The organism is Sphingobium subterraneum, assembly GCF_014199435.1.
Lineage (GTDB): Bacteria > Pseudomonadota > Alphaproteobacteria > Sphingomonadales > Sphingomonadaceae > Sphingobium > Sphingobium subterraneum.
In genome coordinates this window covers 195,275-210,588 of record NZ_JACIJP010000005.1, presented here as the reverse complement: position 1 = coordinate 210,588, position 15,314 = coordinate 195,275, and the positions used below count along the sequence as shown (strand labels likewise).

Annotated in this window: 18 protein-coding genes and 1 pseudogene; 12 read left to right on the top strand and 7 right to left on the bottom strand. The window is 60.6% G+C overall.

All coding sequences use genetic code 11. From position 1 onward, the window contains the following. Window positions 1–170: 170 nt before the first annotated feature. Window positions 171–683: an outer membrane protein assembly factor BamE gene (locus tag FHS92_RS14650; protein WP_184081467.1), complete on the bottom strand. Its 513-nt coding sequence runs from the start codon at window positions 681–683 to the stop codon at window positions 171–173. A 170-nt stretch (window positions 684–853) separates the two neighbouring features. Here FHS92_RS14650 and FHS92_RS14645 point away from each other — a divergent pair, with 170 nt between their 5' ends. Genes FHS92_RS14645 through dinB form a run of 3 tightly spaced genes read left to right on the top strand, consistent with a single transcriptional unit; the run spans window position 854 to window position 3,077 of the window. Next, complete coding sequence (locus FHS92_RS14645; RefSeq protein WP_184081466.1) at window positions 854–1,372, top strand: ubiquinol-cytochrome C chaperone family protein; 519 nt, start codon at window positions 854–856, stop codon at window positions 1,370–1,372. Next, window positions 1,369–1,908 (top strand): YceD family protein, encoded by a 540-nt coding sequence (locus FHS92_RS14640; protein WP_184081465.1) that lies wholly within the window; start codon window positions 1,369–1,371, stop codon window positions 1,906–1,908. Before FHS92_RS14645 ends, FHS92_RS14640 begins: the two co-directional genes overlap by 4 nt. 56 nt (window positions 1,909–1,964) lie before the next feature. Further along, window positions 1,965–3,077, top strand: a complete 1,113-nt coding sequence (dinB, locus tag FHS92_RS14635) for a DNA polymerase IV (protein ID WP_184081464.1) — start codon at window positions 1,965–1,967, stop codon at window positions 3,075–3,077. On the opposite strand, the gene FHS92_RS14630 is transcribed toward dinB, so the two are convergent. Continuing rightward, window positions 3,078–3,851 (bottom strand): DUF1134 domain-containing protein, encoded by a 774-nt coding sequence (locus tag FHS92_RS14630; protein ID WP_184081463.1) that lies wholly within the window; start codon window positions 3,849–3,851, stop codon window positions 3,078–3,080. Between the two features lie 649 nt (window positions 3,852–4,500). Here FHS92_RS14630 and FHS92_RS14625 point away from each other — a divergent pair. The 3 genes from FHS92_RS14625 to FHS92_RS14615 are packed head-to-tail and all read left to right on the top strand — an operon-like array spanning window position 4,501 to window position 6,928. Beyond that, entirely contained in the window at window positions 4,501–4,989 is a 489-nt protein-coding gene (locus FHS92_RS14625) for a DUF302 domain-containing protein (RefSeq protein ID WP_184081462.1), read from the top strand. Continuing rightward, window positions 4,989–5,954 carry a YeeE/YedE thiosulfate transporter family protein gene (locus tag FHS92_RS14620; protein ID WP_184081461.1) on the top strand — a complete coding sequence of 322 codons (966 nt, stop codon included), beginning with the start codon at window positions 4,989–4,991 and terminating at the stop codon, window positions 5,952–5,954. Before FHS92_RS14625 ends, FHS92_RS14620 begins: the two co-directional genes overlap by 1 nt. A 26-nt stretch (window positions 5,955–5,980) precedes the next feature. Then, complete coding sequence (locus FHS92_RS14615) at window positions 5,981–6,928, top strand: LysR family transcriptional regulator (RefSeq protein ID WP_184081460.1); 948 nt, start codon at window positions 5,981–5,983, stop codon at window positions 6,926–6,928. A gap of 29 nt (window positions 6,929–6,957) precedes the next feature. Here the strand turns inward: FHS92_RS14615 and FHS92_RS18425 are convergent. The 3 genes and pseudogenes from FHS92_RS18425 to FHS92_RS14605 form a co-directional block, all read right to left on the bottom strand. Next, window positions 6,958–7,368: pseudogene (locus FHS92_RS18425) on the bottom strand (peroxiredoxin-like family protein); the annotation flags it as partial. Window positions 7,369–7,625: 257 nt separating this feature from the next. After that, the gene (locus tag FHS92_RS14610; RefSeq protein WP_184081459.1) at window positions 7,626–8,768 is read right to left on the bottom strand and encodes a patatin-like phospholipase family protein; all 1,143 of its coding nucleotides are present in this window, start codon (window positions 8,766–8,768) and stop codon (window positions 7,626–7,628) included. Continuing rightward, a complete protein-coding gene (locus tag FHS92_RS14605) occupies window positions 8,749–9,849 on the bottom strand; it encodes an FAD-dependent oxidoreductase (protein ID WP_184081458.1) in 1,101 nt (366 codons plus the stop codon). The genes FHS92_RS14610 and FHS92_RS14605 overlap by 20 nt, the downstream gene beginning before the upstream one ends. Window positions 9,850–9,877: 28 nt before the next feature. Between FHS92_RS14605 and FHS92_RS14600 the strand changes: the two genes are divergently transcribed. From FHS92_RS14600 to FHS92_RS14580, 5 genes are all read left to right on the top strand, one after another. Continuing rightward, window positions 9,878–10,495, top strand: coding sequence for a tyrosine-type recombinase/integrase (locus FHS92_RS14600; protein WP_221231088.1), 618 nt, complete (start codon window positions 9,878–9,880; stop codon window positions 10,493–10,495). Window positions 10,496–10,634: 139 nt separating this feature from the next. Further along, window positions 10,635–10,904 carry a hypothetical protein gene (locus FHS92_RS14595; protein WP_184081456.1) on the top strand — a complete coding sequence of 90 codons (270 nt, stop codon included), beginning with the start codon at window positions 10,635–10,637 and terminating at the stop codon, window positions 10,902–10,904. After that, the gene (locus FHS92_RS14590) at window positions 10,904–11,521 is read left to right on the top strand and encodes a hypothetical protein (RefSeq protein WP_184081455.1); all 618 of its coding nucleotides are present in this window, start codon (window positions 10,904–10,906) and stop codon (window positions 11,519–11,521) included. The genes FHS92_RS14595 and FHS92_RS14590 overlap by 1 nt, the downstream gene beginning before the upstream one ends. Before the next feature lie 73 nt (window positions 11,522–11,594). After that, a complete protein-coding gene (locus FHS92_RS14585) occupies window positions 11,595–11,825 on the top strand; it encodes a helix-turn-helix transcriptional regulator (RefSeq protein ID WP_184081454.1) in 231 nt (76 codons plus the stop codon). Next, window positions 11,822–13,660, top strand: coding sequence for an AAA family ATPase (locus tag FHS92_RS14580; RefSeq protein ID WP_184081453.1), 1,839 nt, complete (start codon window positions 11,822–11,824; stop codon window positions 13,658–13,660). Before FHS92_RS14585 ends, FHS92_RS14580 begins: the two co-directional genes overlap by 4 nt. 127 nt (window positions 13,661–13,787) lie before the next feature. On the opposite strand, the gene FHS92_RS14575 is transcribed toward FHS92_RS14580, so the two are convergent. Both FHS92_RS14575 and FHS92_RS14570 read right to left on the bottom strand, forming a co-directional pair. Beyond that, a complete protein-coding gene (locus FHS92_RS14575) occupies window positions 13,788–14,201 on the bottom strand; it encodes a hypothetical protein (RefSeq protein ID WP_184081452.1) in 414 nt (137 codons plus the stop codon). Window positions 14,202–14,286: 85 nt separating this feature from the next. Further along, window positions 14,287–14,559, bottom strand: coding sequence for a hypothetical protein (locus FHS92_RS14570; protein WP_221231087.1), 273 nt, complete (start codon window positions 14,557–14,559; stop codon window positions 14,287–14,289). A 262-nt stretch (window positions 14,560–14,821) separates the two neighbouring features. Between FHS92_RS14570 and FHS92_RS14565 the strand changes: the two genes are divergently transcribed. Beyond that, complete coding sequence (locus FHS92_RS14565; protein ID WP_184081451.1) at window positions 14,822–15,268, top strand: hypothetical protein; 447 nt, start codon at window positions 14,822–14,824, stop codon at window positions 15,266–15,268. The last annotated feature ends 46 nt before the right edge of the window (window positions 15,269–15,314 follow it).

The following is a 15,314-nucleotide window of genomic DNA, read 5'->3' as shown; positions in this document are numbered from 1 at the left end:
GCAACAGCCGAGGCGGGGATAAGTGTCATTTTGGAGGCAGAGCCCGATGCGCCGCCGTCATCGGGCAAACGGCCGGGTCCGCAAGGCCTTCTCAGCACACCCGAATCTGACGCATCACCATGGGCAGGGGCCGTTACAGTCCTTGCAGCGAAAAGAGGACGGCTCGTGCCTCAGCTTCCGTTCGGGCCGGTATTATCCGGGTTGCCGCCGCCGCCGCCCGCGCCGCCCGCACCCACGGCGCCGATGTTGCCGAAGACATCCTCGAAGAAGCTGCGCTTGCGACCCAGTGTCGGAGTCTTGTCGCCTTCGGGCGAGATATTCGCGATCTTTTCCATGCCCGCTCGGTCGACACCGACTACGTTGCCCGCAGGGTCGAAACGCACACGAATGATCGTCTGGTCACTCGCCTTCGGGTTGGAGAAAGCCAGCTGCTTCGTGTCACGCGACACATAATACCATTGCTGTTCGCCGAACTGGCTGGCGAATGTGGGGCGACCCAGCGTTCCTTCGACCGATGTCCGGTTGTCGATGCCCGGCTGGATCGAATCGACCAGCAGCTTGTCCACCAGATAGCCCTGATGCGTGCGGATGCGTGTGCAGCCCGGCAGCGCCAGGCCCATCGACACAATCGCCAGCGAGAGAACAATCCGCCGCGCGGAGGGCCGGTTGAAGGAGGGGCGCATGTCTTGTCTCCGGGCGGTCTGTGCGCCGCACACATCAATCAAAAGGTTTCTTGTTCGTTCGGCCATTGCATTGCACGGCGCAACATTCAATATGGAAATGCGCGGCGACAGACAAGAGCCCACTCCCGCCCGCGTGTCAGGGCAACCCCCTGGTCTTTTGCCGATAGGATATGATGTCCATTTTTGATCGCCTGTTCCGCCGCCCCGAGGACCGCACCGTCATGCGCCCGCTGTACGATGCCGTCGTTGCGCGCGGGCGCGATGTGCGATGGTATGTCGAGGGCGCGGTGCCCGACACGCTCGACGGGCGGTTCGACATGATCGCCGCGATCCTCAGCCTTGTCCTCTGCCGCCTCGACCATGCCGACATGCGTCACGAGAACGTCTGGCTGACCGAACTGTTCGTCGATGACATGGACAGCCAGTTGCGCCAGATGGGGATTGGCGATGTCGTCGTCGGCAAGCATATCGGCCGGATGATGAGCGCGCTGGGCGGGCGACTGTCCGCCTACCGCGCCGGGATTGCGCCGGGGGGCGACCTTGCCGACGCGTTGAAGCGCAATCTCTATCGCGGCGAGCCGGTCGATCCGGCGGCGGTTGCATTTGTCGAAAAGGGACTACGCGCCTTCTCCGCCGCGCTGCAAGCCACCACGCCCGACAGCCTGATAGCGGGAAAGCTGCCTGAATGACCATGGCAACGCCCGAATTTTCGCGCCTGATCCGGCGTGACGAGATCGGTCGGCTGGGGGAAAGCCTGCATATCGTCGCCAACGGGGACGAGCGCGCTGCGCTGGCCGCACGGTTCGGTTTTGTGTCGCTCAACCGACTGGAGGCGACCTACGGCCTGTCGCTCGACGGCGAAGTGGTGACGGCACAGGGCAGGATCAGCGCAGCCCTTGCCCAGCCCTGCATCGCGACCGCTGAACCGGTAACAGAGACGGTCGACACGCCGTTCCTCGTCCGTTTCATGCCCGAAGGATCCGACGAGCCCGAGCCGGGGGACGAGCTGGAACTCGACGTGGAAGAGTGCGACACCGTGACCTACACCGACGGGCGCATCGACATCGGCGAAGCTGTCGCCGAAACCCTCGCTCTCTCGGTCAACCCGTTCCCGCGCAGTCCGGATGCGGACAGCTATTTGCGGCAGATGGGCGTGCTGAGCGAAGAGGAAGCGCAGGAAGCCTCCAGCCCCTTCGCCGCACTAAAAGCACTGAAGCCGAAATAGCGCGCCGCTTCGTTCCCCTTTAGTTCCTGTCGCGTGCATGGCATAAAGGGCGCGCCATGGACGAATCCGCCCGCCCCTTCCGCAAGATCATCCATGTCGACATGGACGCCTTCTACGCGTCGGTCGAACAGCGCGACAATCCCGATTTGCGCGGCAAACCGCTGGCCGTAGGCGGCGGCGGGCCGCGCGGTGTGGTCGCGGCGGCGAGCTACGAGGCGCGTCCGTTCGGGGTACGCTCGGCGATGCCCGGCGCACGGGCACGCAAGCTGTGCCCCGACCTGATCTTCGTGCCGCCCCGCTTCGAAGTCTATCGTGCCGTCTCCCAGCAGATCCGCACGATCTTCGAGCGGTTCACGGATATCGTCCAGCCACTCTCGCTCGACGAAGCCTATCTTGATGTGACCCGCAACAAGCCGGGCATCGTGTCGGCCACGTATATCGCGGAGGAAATCCGCCGGATGATCCGCGAGGAAACCGGCCTCACCGCCTCGGCGGGCGTGTCCTACAACAAGCTGATCGCCAAGCTGGCGTCCGACCAGAACAAGCCCGATGGCATCTGCGTCGTGACGCCGGAGCGTGGCGCGGATTTCATCGCGGCGATGCCGGTCGCGCGCATCCATGGCATCGGTCCGGTGACGGCACGGCGCATGGAGGAACTGGGCATCCGCACCGGCGCGGACCTGCGCGCCCACGAGCTTTCCTTCCTGCAGGCGCGCTTCGGGAAAGCCGCGCACTTCTATTATGGCGCGGCGCGCGGCGAGGATCATCGCCCCGTCGAAGAACGGCAGGTCCGCAAGTCGATTAGCGTCGAGGACACGTTCGAACGCGACCTGTATACGCCCGACGACCTGTCCGCGGCCCTTGCTCCCATCATCACCCGGCTATGGCAGCGCATCGAAAAGGCACAGATGTTCGGCCGCACCCTGACACTGAAGGTCAAGTTCAACGATTTCACGATCATCACCCGATCCCAGAGCCTGCCCGATCCGGTCACCAGCGAGACGGTGCTGGAAAGCGCGGGTCAGGCGTTGCTCGCAGTGCAATGCCCGGTCGCCAAAGGCGTGCGCCTGCTCGGGCTGGGCGTGCATAATTTCCAGGCGTCGGATAGGAAGGAAGACAAGCCCCGCCCCGCGCCGCCCGAGCAGCGCCAGCTCACATTGGCGCTGTGATCAGAAGGGCAGCAGCCGCTGCTTTTCCGAGAACTTCAAATAGCCCGCATTGACGCCCAGTCGCCAGCCGACGCCCAGCCGGATCGGGATGAGCACGATATTGTCGCGCCGCAAATAGGTCGCGGTGAAGCCACCCACGACATAGACCGTCCCTTCCGCGCCGGGATAGCGACGGTACAGATCCTGCGAGTCATAGAGGTTATAAACGAGGATGAACGTCTTCGACGCGTTGCCGCCAATGTCGAAGCCCAGCGACGGCCCGGTCCAGTACACCTGCCGCTGCCCCTCGACTTTGTGGTTGAGCGTGCCCGATCCATAACGCAGACCCACACCAATCGCGCCCGATGCTTCCCGCCCGGCGATATAGGCGTTGGGTTCGCCCTGGTCTTTCAGGATCTTCTCGATCAGGCCCGCCAGCCCTTCCGCACCCTTGCCGAATACGCCCTCGGCCGCACCGATCACGTCGTTCTTCTGGTAGGACGTGTTGGGATTGGGGGCGGCTGGCGCGGTTCCGGGTGCGACCGGTGTGCCGCTTGCCGTCGTCGAGGACGTCACCGGCGCGGCGGGAGTGGAGGCAGCCGGAGGCGGGGGTGGTGCGGGCGGGTTCGGATTGGTCGTCCCTCCCGCAGGCGCGAGGTCGGCGTCGATGGCGGTATTGGGATCGACCGTCTGCACCTGGGCGCTGACGGGAGAGCCCACCAGGCCACAAATCCCGACGACCACAGCCACCATTCGGCATACGCCGGTCGCGCCACGTCCGATAAAATGCATCATATCCCCAGGTCCCGCCTCATACCCATGTGAAAGCGCGTTATTCGCCTCCCACCCTGTCACGGCAATGAACGAACGGCAACCTGAGTCGTTTTTGCGCCGAGACGAATCGATTAGGGGTTGATCGATGTACAAACGACAGGACCAGATTTGCCGCCGCGCGTTGCGGCCGACTAAAAGCGATCCAGGGCACACGATCAACAAGAAATGGTGGACGCCCTTGGGCTCGAACCAAGGAACCTCTGACTAGCGCGTGGCTACGTATCTGATAATATGGCATTAAATCGTCAAATATCATTGCATAAGATATATATTCGACGGGTCTTTTCGTTCCCGGGACGGTGCGTATGGTTTCGGGCTCTTTCACTCAATTTCTGTCGTTTATTACCCTTTGGTACCCAGCGGTTTGGGGGACGCGAGTGACAGCAAGCGGTGTACCGCACGAGGAGCAAAAGGCGAAGTTTCGCCAGATTTCCGGCAAGCGTTGCTATCGATACGAAAGTGCGAGCCGCTCTGGCAATAGCATATCCAATTGCGCCGATGAATCCCTACCATGCATTCCCGTCATCGAAACCATAGGGCAAGGTGATTTTTCTTTGTGATCTCCTCGGGTGATAGCGGGACAATCGTTCCGCCTGTTGAGGAGAATACTATGCTGAACCGTTCCTTCGCCGCCGCGCTGATATTCGCTGGCAGCCTCATCTCGCTCCAGCCCGCACTTGCCGCCGCACCCCAACCAGTTGTGGCCGCCGACGGAGTCATCCGCCTCAAGAGCGCCAACAGTTTCGATGACACAGTTGCGCGCCTGAAAGCCGACGTGGCCGCCAAGGGCATCCGCCTGTTCGACCAGATCGATCAGTCCGGCCTCGGCGCCCAGGCCGACCTGAAGATCGGCCGCTCTACGCTCGTGATTTTCGGCAATCCGCCATTGGGCGTGCAGTTCCTTCAGTCCAATCCCTATGCGGGGCTGGATTGGCCTGTGCGCATGCTGGTGACCCAGGATGCCGACGGGGCGGTGTGGGTCGCTTGGTCGGATTTCGATTTTATCGCTAAGCGGTACCGGATCAATGACAAGCCGGCGCAGATCAAAATGGCCGACGAAGTCGCTGCATCCATAGCCGCCGCCGCGACAGGCAACTAATGCCCGCTTCCGCCGCCTTCATGCTGGCTGTTGCCATCGCCTGCGCGACCATCATGGGATACGCCATCAACCGTGGCGCCACCTGCATGGTCGCTGCAGTGGACGAGGTTGTGCGGCAGCAGCGCTTCGGCCGTTTCCTTGCATTGGGGGAGGCTGCGCTCTGGGTTGCAGGCGGCATAATGGTGGCAAGCGCGATCGGCCTGATGCCGCAGCCAGCCGTTCGCCACGCTCTTTCCGTTCTGACGATAGCAGGCGGCGCTCTTCTGGGGTTCGGCGCTTATGTGAACAAAGCTTGCGTGTTCGGTTCGGTGGCACGCTTCGGATCGGGCGAATGGCATTATGCGGCAACGCCGCTGGGTTTCCTCGCTGGCTGCGTCCTGATCCTGCCCTGGCTACCCGCCACCATGCCTGTCGCCCCGTCCCAAGCGCCGCACATCCCTGCGATTCTCGGCGTCGCTCTGACAGCGTTTGCAGTGTGGCGGGGGATAGGTCTCCTCCTGGCCGCCCATGAAGTCGCATTATCGCGCCATATCTGGGCACCGCATCAGGCGACCAGTATCATCGGGCTGACATTCGTCGTGATGCTGCTGACCGTCGGCGCATGGACCTATCCAGAGGCGCTAGCGCAGCTGGCGCGGGGCATGACAATGAACAGCGCAATGCGCCTGATACTCTTCGCAGCGCTGCTCGCGGGTGCCGTCTGGGGTGGAAGGCAGCTTCGGGGGGATCGCAAAGGCAATTGGTCATTCAAAGCGGGCACGCAATGCTTTGCCGGTGGTGCGCTGATGGGTGCGGGAAGCCTTTTGATCCCTGGCGGCAACGACAATCTGATATTGATGGGCCTCCCATTGTTGCAGCCCTATGCGTGGGTTGCGCTGACGGCGATGGCGGGGGTTATCGCCCTCTGCCTGATCGTGGAGGACAGGGTAAGAAGCGCGCTGGATTCTGCATGGCGCCTGCATTAATATGATCACGCGGGGGGTGAGCTGCCATGGAGATGCAACAGGTCCGATACTTCATAGCGGTTGCGAAGACGCTGAATTTCACCCGCGCGGCGGAGCAGTGCAACGTCACTCAGCCCGCGCTGACGCGCGCTATCAAGCAGCTTGAGGACGAATTGGGCGGCGAGTTGATCCGCCGCGAGGGCCGCCTCAGCCATCTCACCGATCTGGGCGCGCGGATGCTGCCTCTCCTCACGCAATGTTACGAGAGCGCGATCAGCGCAAAGTCGCTTGCGGCGCAGGTACGCAAAGGCGACGTCGCCAGCCTCGCCATCGGCGTGTCGCGTACGCTCGACCTCGATCTGCTCATCGAACCGATCACCGAAATGCACCGGAGCTTCCCAGGCCTGCAACTCAAGCTGCGGCGCGGCACCGGCGCGCAAATTGGCGAGTGGCTGAAAAATGGCGATGTCGAGATTGCCCTCGGCGGACAGATCGGCGAAAGCTGGGATCGGCTGGAGGCTTGGCCGATGTTCACAGAGGCTTTCAACTTCGTGGTGGCGAACGACCACGAATTAGCGATGCGGAACGATCTTGAGCTGGACGTGGAACTGGTGAAGGACCTGCGCTTCCTCGTCCATGCCGATGCAGACCCGGCGGAACTCAATCGCACACGGCTGGACGCGGCCGGCATCAATCTCGATCTTGCCCATGAGGTGGATTCGATCCGCGATCTGGAGGCGCTGGTCGCCGCCCGTTTGGGCGTCGCCATCCTTCCAGCGAGCGCGATGAAGGCGCGGCGGGTCCGCCATCTAAGCTATCCGGCGCTGGATCAACGGCGTACAGTCGCGGTGTATAGTGTCGCGGGCCGGGCGCGGTCTCGCGAGGCGAGCGCGCTGCTCAATTTGGTGCGCGCCGCCGACTGGTCAGGGCTTTCCACCCGTCCGAGAAGATCGAGCGATTTCAAAACGTCTGACGGCTCCATCCGCCGCCGATAATCTGGGTCGACATGCCGCGCGACGATGGTTCCGCCCATGTCGATGACAAACACCGCAGGAACGGGCAGCAACCACCCAGTTCCGCCCTGATAATGGGGGACATCCCACCCCGCGCTCTCGATCAGCGACGCCATGAACTCGTCCACCAAAATGGCGAGATTGATGGAGAGCGTGTAGCCTCCGCCGATATCGCTGAGGAACGGAAAATCCGCGCCCGCTTCTGCCCGTAATGTCCGCGTATATTGGCGGGTCTCCTGCGTGATCGCGACGATCTTCGCAGGCGCAACCTTGTCCTGAATCTCTGCCATGCCGACCATGTTGAGGCGGCAGTAGGGGCACCAGTGGCCGCGATAAAAGGCTACGATAAGCGGCGCTTCGGCCAGCAACTCGTCCATGTTGACTAGCCTGCCGTCCTGATCGGGCAGCGTGAAGGGAGGCATACGATCACCCACCTGCGGGGCGCTGCGTCCCGCCTGCGCGGCTTCCAGTCGCCCAACAAAGTCATCGACAGCATCCGCGAATACCGGGCTTTGTTCGCGTACCTTGTCGGCGATGGCCTTCAGGCGCGCAGCGAGAGGAATATCCATGTCACGCACCTGCTGAAACGTCTCTTCGAGCGCAGCTACCAGCGGATGTGTCATACCGTTTCTCCCCGATCCCGCTCATAGCATAGCGATTTGCCGCTTCCATCGCGATTTTACTCAGCCGCAAGCGGCTGATCCACCAGTTCGCCGCCGCATGCTTCATGCAGAATGAAACCTTCGAGCGGGTCGAAATCCCCCCGCCACGGCGCCTGTTCGAGCGTTGCCATCGTGTGCCGATATCCCGCCTGCCACCGCTGGGCGATGCCATCTGGGCTGAAATCGATGTCCTTGGCGTGATCCTCATAGTCCAGCGCCGGCGCGAGCAGGCGGACCACGTGCATGCGGGTAGTGCAGCCATAGCTCGCCAGTTCGGCCAGGCGGTTGTCGGCAGGGTGGGTAGCGGACGCCTCGTTCGCCAGTTCCGCAATGATATGGCGCAGCTTGTGGAGCTGTCGCTGACGCTCAATATGAGCTGCCGCGCGCGAGCTGTATTGCAGGTCCTTCTGCCGGTTCATGACCTGCCAGATCGTCTCCGGCTCTGGCCCATGCGGGTTCCACAGATGCACGGAAAAGACGACACTGCTGCGACGCTTGGGATCGTCAAACACCGTCTCGACCGGCGTGTTGGAAAGGATGCCGCCATCCCAATAAAGCTCCTTGCCGATGCGGACCGCGGGAAAGGCCGGAGGCAGTGCCCCGGAGGCAAGGATGTGCCGCGCGTCGATCGTCTCGTCCCGGCTGTCGAAATAGGTCATCTCGGCCGTCTGGACATTGGCCGCACCGACGGTGAGGCGCATGGGCCCGTTGTTGATCTGGTCGAAGTCGACGAGATCCTTGAGTGTATCGGCGAGCGGTGCCACCGAATAATAGCCAGCGCCATCGCTGCCCAAGGGCGCGTGCGGGCTGAAGAAGGCTGAGGGGCGCGGCTGGAAGAAGGCCGGTATACCGGTCGTGACCGCCATCATATTGCGCGCGGCGGACGTGAACCAGTTGGGAAGCGGTACGCCCATGAACTTGTCGGTCTCCACCCTTTTCCAAAAGTCGCACAGCCGTTCCATCCGTTCGGCAAAGGGCGCACCCGCGATGATGCTGGCGTTAATAGCGCCAATCGAGGTGCCGACGACCCAATCCGGCTCGATCCCGGCCTCATGCAGCGCCTGGTAGACGCCTACCTGGTAAGCGCCCAGTGCGCCGCCGCCCTGAAATACCAGCACAATCTGGCCGAGGCGGGAAAGTTCATCCTGCAAGTTCGACATGTCTCTCTCCTGATGATGGTGGAAATGTCGCGGACGCCGTCCGGACTTCGGGGAAGATGTCGCCTGTGATGAGGCGTGCGTGGCGGGCGAAGGTGAAATAATTCCAGGCAAGGCTGAGCCCGACCGCAATGCGGTTGCGGAAGCCCGCGAGGAACCAGACATGAGCGATGCACCAGATGATCCACGCGGGGAACCCGGTGATGTGCACGCGCCCGAAGTCGATCACCGCGCGGCGGCGGCCGATCGTCGCGAGATTGCCATAGTTGCGGTAGCGGAAGGGCTGCAAGGAGCGGCCTGCGAGCACCGCGACAATCGCATCGGCGGCATATCGGCCCTGCTGCTTGGCGACCGGAGCCACGCCGGGAAGGACGCCGCCCTTGCCGTCCGTACAGGCCGCCGTGTCGCCGCAGACGAAGATGCGCCTGTTGCCCCTGGGGTGCAAATATCGGTCCACCGGCACGCGACCTGTCCTATCCGCTTCTGTGCGTAGCCAGTGGGCGGCGGGCGATGCCTTCACCCCCGCCGCCCAGATAGCAGTGTGGGTTGGAATCACGGTCTCTCCGACCGCAACATGATCCGAAGTGACGGCGCTGACATTCTCACCCAGGCGCAGCTCCACGCCGATCTGCTCGAGCGCGCGGTGCGCCGCCTGGGAAAGGCTTGGCGGAAAGTTGGACAGAATGCGACCAGCGCCGTCCACCAGCACAATGCGTGAGCAATGTGGCGTGATCGATCGGAACTCGCGCGAGACCGAGCGATGGGCAAGCTCGGCGATCGCACCGGCCATCTCGACGCCGGTCGGCCCGCCGCCGATCACCACAAAGGTCAGCAGCGCCCGCCGCCTTTCGGGGTTCTTCTCCGTTTCGGCGCGTTCCAGCGCAATGAGGATCTTGCGTCGCACGTCGGTGGCGTCCTCGATCGTCTTGATGCCCGGGGCATGACCTGCCCATTCGTCATGTCCGAAATAGCTGTGGCGCGCACCGGTTGCGATAATCAGCCAGTCATAGGGCAGCGGTGCGCTCTGGCGCAGATGAACCCGCCGCGCGCGTTCGTCGATGCCGGTCACTTCATCGAGCAGCACACGCGCATTGGCCTGCCGCGCCAGGATCGTGCGGGTCGGTACAGCGATGTCGGCGGGGGAAACCGCCCGCGACCGGGTGTTGGAGGATCATGAACTCACCGCCATTTGGCATGCAAGCGACGCCTATGGCTTCCCGTTCGGGCCGTTCTACAAGCTGCTGATGCTCACCGCCCAGCGGCGCGGCGAAGTGACGGGCATGCGCTGGAGCGAACTCGACTTTGAAACCAAGACATGGACCATCCCGGCAAATCGCGCCAAGAACGGGCGCCTGCAGGCGGTTCCGTTGAGCGACCTTGCAATCAGCATCATCGAGACGCTCCCAAGACGCGCGCGGTGCGATTTCGTGTTCACCACCAACGGGCGCACGGCGATCAGCGGCTATAGCAAGCCCAAGAAGCATCTTGACGCCGATACCGGCGTCACCGAATGGCGCATTCACGACCTACGCCGCACAGCCGCCTCCGGTATGGCGCGCATGGGCACGCCGCCTTATGTGGTCGAGAAGGTACTGAACCACATATCGGGGACGATTTCAGGGGTGGCTGCGGTTTACAACCGCTATGGATATGACGCGGAAAAGCGCGAAGCCTTGGACAAGTGGGCGGCGTATGTGGGGGCGTTGATCGATGATAAGGCGCCCAGCTAACGGCGCCGGCTGTTTTGCTCAGCACTGTGCCTTACGTTGTGCCGCTAACACCCTCAGGGCTGGAGAACTGGAACGCTTATCCCAATGGTCTCCGCGCATAAATTTGTCAAAGTAACGAGCTTTCACGTATACGGTGAGCATGGCGGGCACGACGAAACCAGAATGCAAGGCTTTGGTAGAGCTTCAGGCGATGCTTTCCCGGCGCATTGCTAGAGGATTGGCAGGCGAGGCTTCTGCCAAGACTTTTGATGAAATCGGCAGCGATGAGATGTCGCAAGATACCACAATACGAGCGGCCGTGGGGAAAAAGGCCATTAAAATCATTGCCGTGTTAACAGCGATGCAGCCAATCCAAACCGAGCAGGCCAGCGACTTCGTCCGGCGGATGCGCGATAGTGATCGCTATTAATGACGCACAAATCCGAGTATCGCCCGATCCTACCTCCCATCGACAAATATCTCGACGCGCGTGATGCTGCCGATCGCTTGGGTAAGCACATCTTCCCGGACGATTGGACATTAGATGACATCGATCAACTGCTAGAAGGGGCACATCCGAGCGATGCTCTTGACCGGGCAAGGCACATTGAAGATCAGCTTCGCGGTTTGCTGAAATATAGGACCGTTACCGGTTATTTCGACAATGGAGAGGCGGCCATCCGCCGCCTCGATACCCTTATCGGAGAGCCATGGTTTGACATTGATATTCAGCGCGAAGCCGTGCGCATTGGACATAATCGATGGACGCAATTGTATTTCGACGGGCCAGACTTGCTTGCGGTCATACAGAAGGCTGCGCCGATCCAATCGCGTAAGTCGCACGTGTTTCAATGGGAGCACGTTGTCTTTGAAATTTGGCGTTTTGTGGTCGAAAAACGCGGCGAATGTTCACAGGCGCAAATTATCAAACACGTAGCCGACTGGTATGCAGACAAGCACGGTAGCGCCCCTGATTATAAAGAGCTGAATACCAGGGCCAAGCTGGTTCTCGCCGCCTATCGATCGGCAACTTCTGGGAACTCTTAGCGAATAAACGTCCTAAGACGGCTGCGATCCTTCAATATAAGTGATTCGGTTCCACATTAGGAGGAACCGTATCATGACGACCAATCCAAAACGTCCGCCCCACTATGCGGGAAGATTATTTTTTACGACCGACGATCTGACGCGACTTGGACTTCCGTATGCCAATACCACTAGGTTAAGATGGGAAGCGGAAGGCAAGTTTCCCAAAAGAGTGCGACTTGGCGGACGCTCGGTTGCCTATCTTGCCGATGAAATCGATGCCTATATCGCTCAGCTTGCCGCATCACGTGGGGAGGACGCATGATGCTGGAGAAATCTTTGGCAGATTTGCCCGCCACGTCGGTTCGAGTCGATTTCGATCCCGTGGCCATCATGCGCGCGACAATGGACTGGTATCGCGACCTCGACCTGCCCATCATTCCGGTGTGGGGAACCGAGGACGGCATCTGTTTGTGCAAGTACGGCGCAGAGTGCGAAAGCGCGGGCAAGCATCCTATCACCCCACTGGTCTCCAGCGGGGTCAAGAATGCGTCGCTGGAGCCGAAGGATCATCGACGATGGCTGAAGCGCTACCCGGACATGAACATCGCAACGGCGTTGCCGGAGTTCACCGTGATCGATTGCGATAGCCGCGAGGCCTATATGTCAATCAGGCGCCGCTTCGCTCTGCCCACGACGCTCATCATCCGCACCGGGCGCGGCTTTCAACTCGTCTTTCGCGGCGAAACACGTAGCCGCACTGGCATCATGCCCAAGGTGGACATCAAGAGTGGCGCAAATGCCTACGTCGTGGGTGCAGCAAGCCTCCATCGCAATGGGCGGCGCTATACGGTGTGGGAAGATGAACCGATTGCCGACCTGCCTCCTAAAGTTGAAGCATGGATTATGGACGATGGCACACCCCCAACGCCCTCGTCCCATGCCCTCCTGATCCCCGAGGGTGGACGCAACGACTACTTGAACCGCGAGCTTTTCCGTCTGCGTTCGCAAGGCTGCGATGAGGACCAGCTTTATGAAATCGCCGCAACACTGAACCACGCCCGGCTAGACCCGCCGCTGAGTGACAAGGAAGTGGGTGCGATTGTGCGCTCTGCTGTCAAAGGTGAAGTCCGATCCAGCAAAGGTTCGAGAAGAGGCTCGCAATTCGTAGATGGCGAAGCGCCGGAACTGCTCAGTTTCGATCAGGTCGAAACCGAGAGGATCGAATGGCTCTGGTATCCCTATATTGCGCGCGGCACCCTGGGGTTGCTGGACGGGTTTCCAGGAGAGGGCAAAAGCCAGTTCCTATGCTGGCTCGCCGCGACGATCAGCCAGGGCCGTGTCTTGCCCGATGGGGACAAGCTGCCGCCTATGAAGACCTTCCTGCTCAACTTTGAAGACCTGCCCGGCGCTGTCATCAAGAGGCGGCTGGAAGCCAATAGAGGGGACCTCACCAAGGTGTTCATTCAGAGCAAGCGCTTTCGGCTCGACGACGAAATGACCCAATGGCTGAGCGATAAGATGGAGGAGCATGAGCCCGCGTTGCTAATCATTGATCCGATCCAGTCGTTCCTCACCGAAGATGTTGATACCAATAACAATGTCTCGGTGCGGCATTTCATGGAGCGTCTCGACGACCTTGCGAAGCGCAACGACTGCGCGGTGATCTGTGTTCGGCATTTTGGCAAAACCAAGCACGGCAGGGCCATGCTCAACGGCATCGGGTCGACCGATTTCGTCGGCATTTCGCGCAATCAATTGGGTCTTGCAGCGCGTGATGACGGGGAGCTTGGTTTCTATGTCTTCCACATGAAAACCAACTTCCAGCGCGGCAAATCCATGCTCTTTTCGATGAGCGAAGCCAATGGGCGCAAGGGCGAGCAGCCGCGTATCGGGTTCTTGGATTTCTCCGAGGTGACAGCGGATGAATATCTGTCGGACGACAAAGAGAAGTCCGGTCCCGATCAGGACGCGCGGGAGGATGCCAAGGAGTTTCTGCAAGCCTATCTTGCCGAAGGGCCGAAGAAGGCAGCGGACTGCAAGGCGCAGGGGCAGGCGCGTGGTCTGTCGCACTCAACCTTGAGCCGGGCAAAAGACGACCTCAATATCGCGAGCTATCGCGACGGCACTGTCTGGTTCTGGAAATTGCCGGATAAATGATCCACCTACTATTCAGGTTGTCAGGTTATAATGCGTGGGGGTGTTTGAGCAGCGGGGCGGCGCTACCTTTCCACGCCCCCGGTCAATTATAACCTGACAACCTGAAATGTTGCCCTGCGCGAAGGTGCTACATTTCCTGCGCGGCTTCCTCATTGATCGCAGCGGGATTACCAAACCCATAGGGCGCGAGTTCCTCCCGGTCGGCCTTGCTCAAGCTACCCTTATGGTATGTGCCGCGCGCCCAGCTCTGGCTCGAAGTATAACGCTCGCCCATGCGCACCAGCTCATCATGCGGGGCGACATACCATTCCCCGCGATCGGGAAAGGCGATCCAGATATCGCGGCCGAGATATTTCCTGTCGATCGTCCAGCGGCTCTTTAGCTGAATCAGTTTCGTATCGCCGGTCGCTTCATTGTGAAGAATCAGGTCGATGCCGTGGTCATAAACGGGAAGGTAGGCATTGTAGCCTTGATTGAGCGCGACGGTTACAAGGGCGTTGCGGTTGATGACTTCGATAGCTTGACTGGATAGTTTCGGCATAGACGGTGTCTGACGCGGGCGGGTCCTCATTGCAACCGCGACCAAGAAAAGGGCGCTGACGGATGTGCGACAGCGCCCTTACGGGCTAAGCCGGGAGTGGATTGGACAGTGCCTTGCGTGCATCCTCGTATGCAGCGGAAGTGATGTCCCACTGCCATGGTTGGCGGGCAACGTGTGTTGCGGCAAGATACGGGAAGGTCTTGGTGTCTTTCGCCGCCATGCGCAGCACCAGCCGCGCCTCGCGACGATCGAGCTTCAGTTCCGCGCAGAGGTCGTTAAGGGTGACGATGGTCGTCGCCACTGGATCGTTTGAGACAGGTGAGAAATCTTTGGTTTCGGTCGTCTTTGCATTGGTCATTCGGGTCGCCTCCTTTTGCGACCCAAGACCACGTAAGACAGCTGGATTCTTTATCTCAATAGGAAAATCTCTGAGCGTTGGATGGGCCTAGAGGACCTTGCCGCCAACAAAGTGGCCGCTCCAAAGCTGAATCTAGCCGTCGAAACCTACCTTGGGCGTCATAAGAGCAGGTTCCAGACATCCATTCTGGATGGTTTCAGTTATTGCGCAATCTTAAGCCGCCTGCCTATATGATCGCCACCAGCGGGGCTTCGGGCAGAATATGAAGAAATATAAGGTGGGAGCGCTCCTGCTACTTCTGGTGTGCGCAGCAGCCGTTGGTCCGGCACACGCGGAAGAGCCTTATTATTTCCATAAAACGGGCGTCAACCGTGAACATTATATGGATGACGTGAATGACTGCGCGGAACTCGCGGGCGGGGTTCGTGTCCCGCATTACCAAGTTTACGCGTACGGCGGCACGCCAGCTAATAATGCTATTGCAGCCGGTGTAGGCTCGTTCTTCTCGGCGCTGGCCGAGGGGGCGCTGCGTCGACGGATGGTGTCCCGCATTGAACGGACCTGCATGGCCGACAAAGGCTATGAGCGCCGGTCCATCGACAAAGTCAGCCATGCGGAAATCAGGAAGCTGGATGGTCAAGCGAAGATTGATCGCATGTTCGCACTGGTCTCTGCCGAGCAGCCCATCGGAAAGGTTCTGATTGAATGATACGCGTTCTTGTAGCCTCTGTTCTCGCGTTCCTTACGCTAATGGC

Bases quoted from the DNA above. Each gene is read 5' to 3' on its own strand.
- FHS92_RS14650 (WP_184081467.1), bottom strand. From the start codon at position 683: ATGCGCCCCTCCTTCAACCGGCCCTCCGCGCGGCGGATTGTTCTCTCG.
- FHS92_RS14645 (WP_184081466.1), top strand. From the start codon at position 854: ATGATGTCCATTTTTGATCGCCTGTTCCGCCGCCCCGAGGACCGCACC.
- FHS92_RS14640 (WP_184081465.1), top strand. From the start codon at position 1,369: ATGACCATGGCAACGCCCGAATTTTCGCGCCTGATCCGGCGTGACGAG.
- dinB (WP_184081464.1), top strand. From the start codon at position 1,965: ATGGACGAATCCGCCCGCCCCTTCCGCAAGATCATCCATGTCGACATG.
- FHS92_RS14630 (WP_184081463.1), bottom strand. From the start codon at position 3,851: ATGATGCATTTTATCGGACGTGGCGCGACCGGCGTATGCCGAATGGTG.
- FHS92_RS14625 (WP_184081462.1), top strand. From the start codon at position 4,501: ATGCTGAACCGTTCCTTCGCCGCCGCGCTGATATTCGCTGGCAGCCTC.
- FHS92_RS14620 (WP_184081461.1), top strand. From the start codon at position 4,989: ATGCCCGCTTCCGCCGCCTTCATGCTGGCTGTTGCCATCGCCTGCGCG.
- FHS92_RS14615 (WP_184081460.1), top strand. From the start codon at position 5,981: ATGGAGATGCAACAGGTCCGATACTTCATAGCGGTTGCGAAGACGCTG.
- FHS92_RS14610 (WP_184081459.1), bottom strand. From the start codon at position 8,768: ATGTCGAACTTGCAGGATGAACTTTCCCGCCTCGGCCAGATTGTGCTG.
- FHS92_RS14595 (WP_184081456.1), top strand. From the start codon at position 10,635: ATGGCGGGCACGACGAAACCAGAATGCAAGGCTTTGGTAGAGCTTCAG.
- FHS92_RS14590 (WP_184081455.1), top strand. From the start codon at position 10,904: ATGACGCACAAATCCGAGTATCGCCCGATCCTACCTCCCATCGACAAA.
- FHS92_RS14585 (WP_184081454.1), top strand. From the start codon at position 11,595: ATGACGACCAATCCAAAACGTCCGCCCCACTATGCGGGAAGATTATTT.
- FHS92_RS14580 (WP_184081453.1), top strand. From the start codon at position 11,822: ATGATGCTGGAGAAATCTTTGGCAGATTTGCCCGCCACGTCGGTTCGA.
- FHS92_RS14575 (WP_184081452.1), bottom strand. From the start codon at position 14,201: ATGCCGAAACTATCCAGTCAAGCTATCGAAGTCATCAACCGCAACGCC.
- FHS92_RS14570 (WP_221231087.1), bottom strand. From the start codon at position 14,559: ATGACCAATGCAAAGACGACCGAAACCAAAGATTTCTCACCTGTCTCA.
- FHS92_RS14565 (WP_184081451.1), top strand. From the start codon at position 14,822: ATGAAGAAATATAAGGTGGGAGCGCTCCTGCTACTTCTGGTGTGCGCA.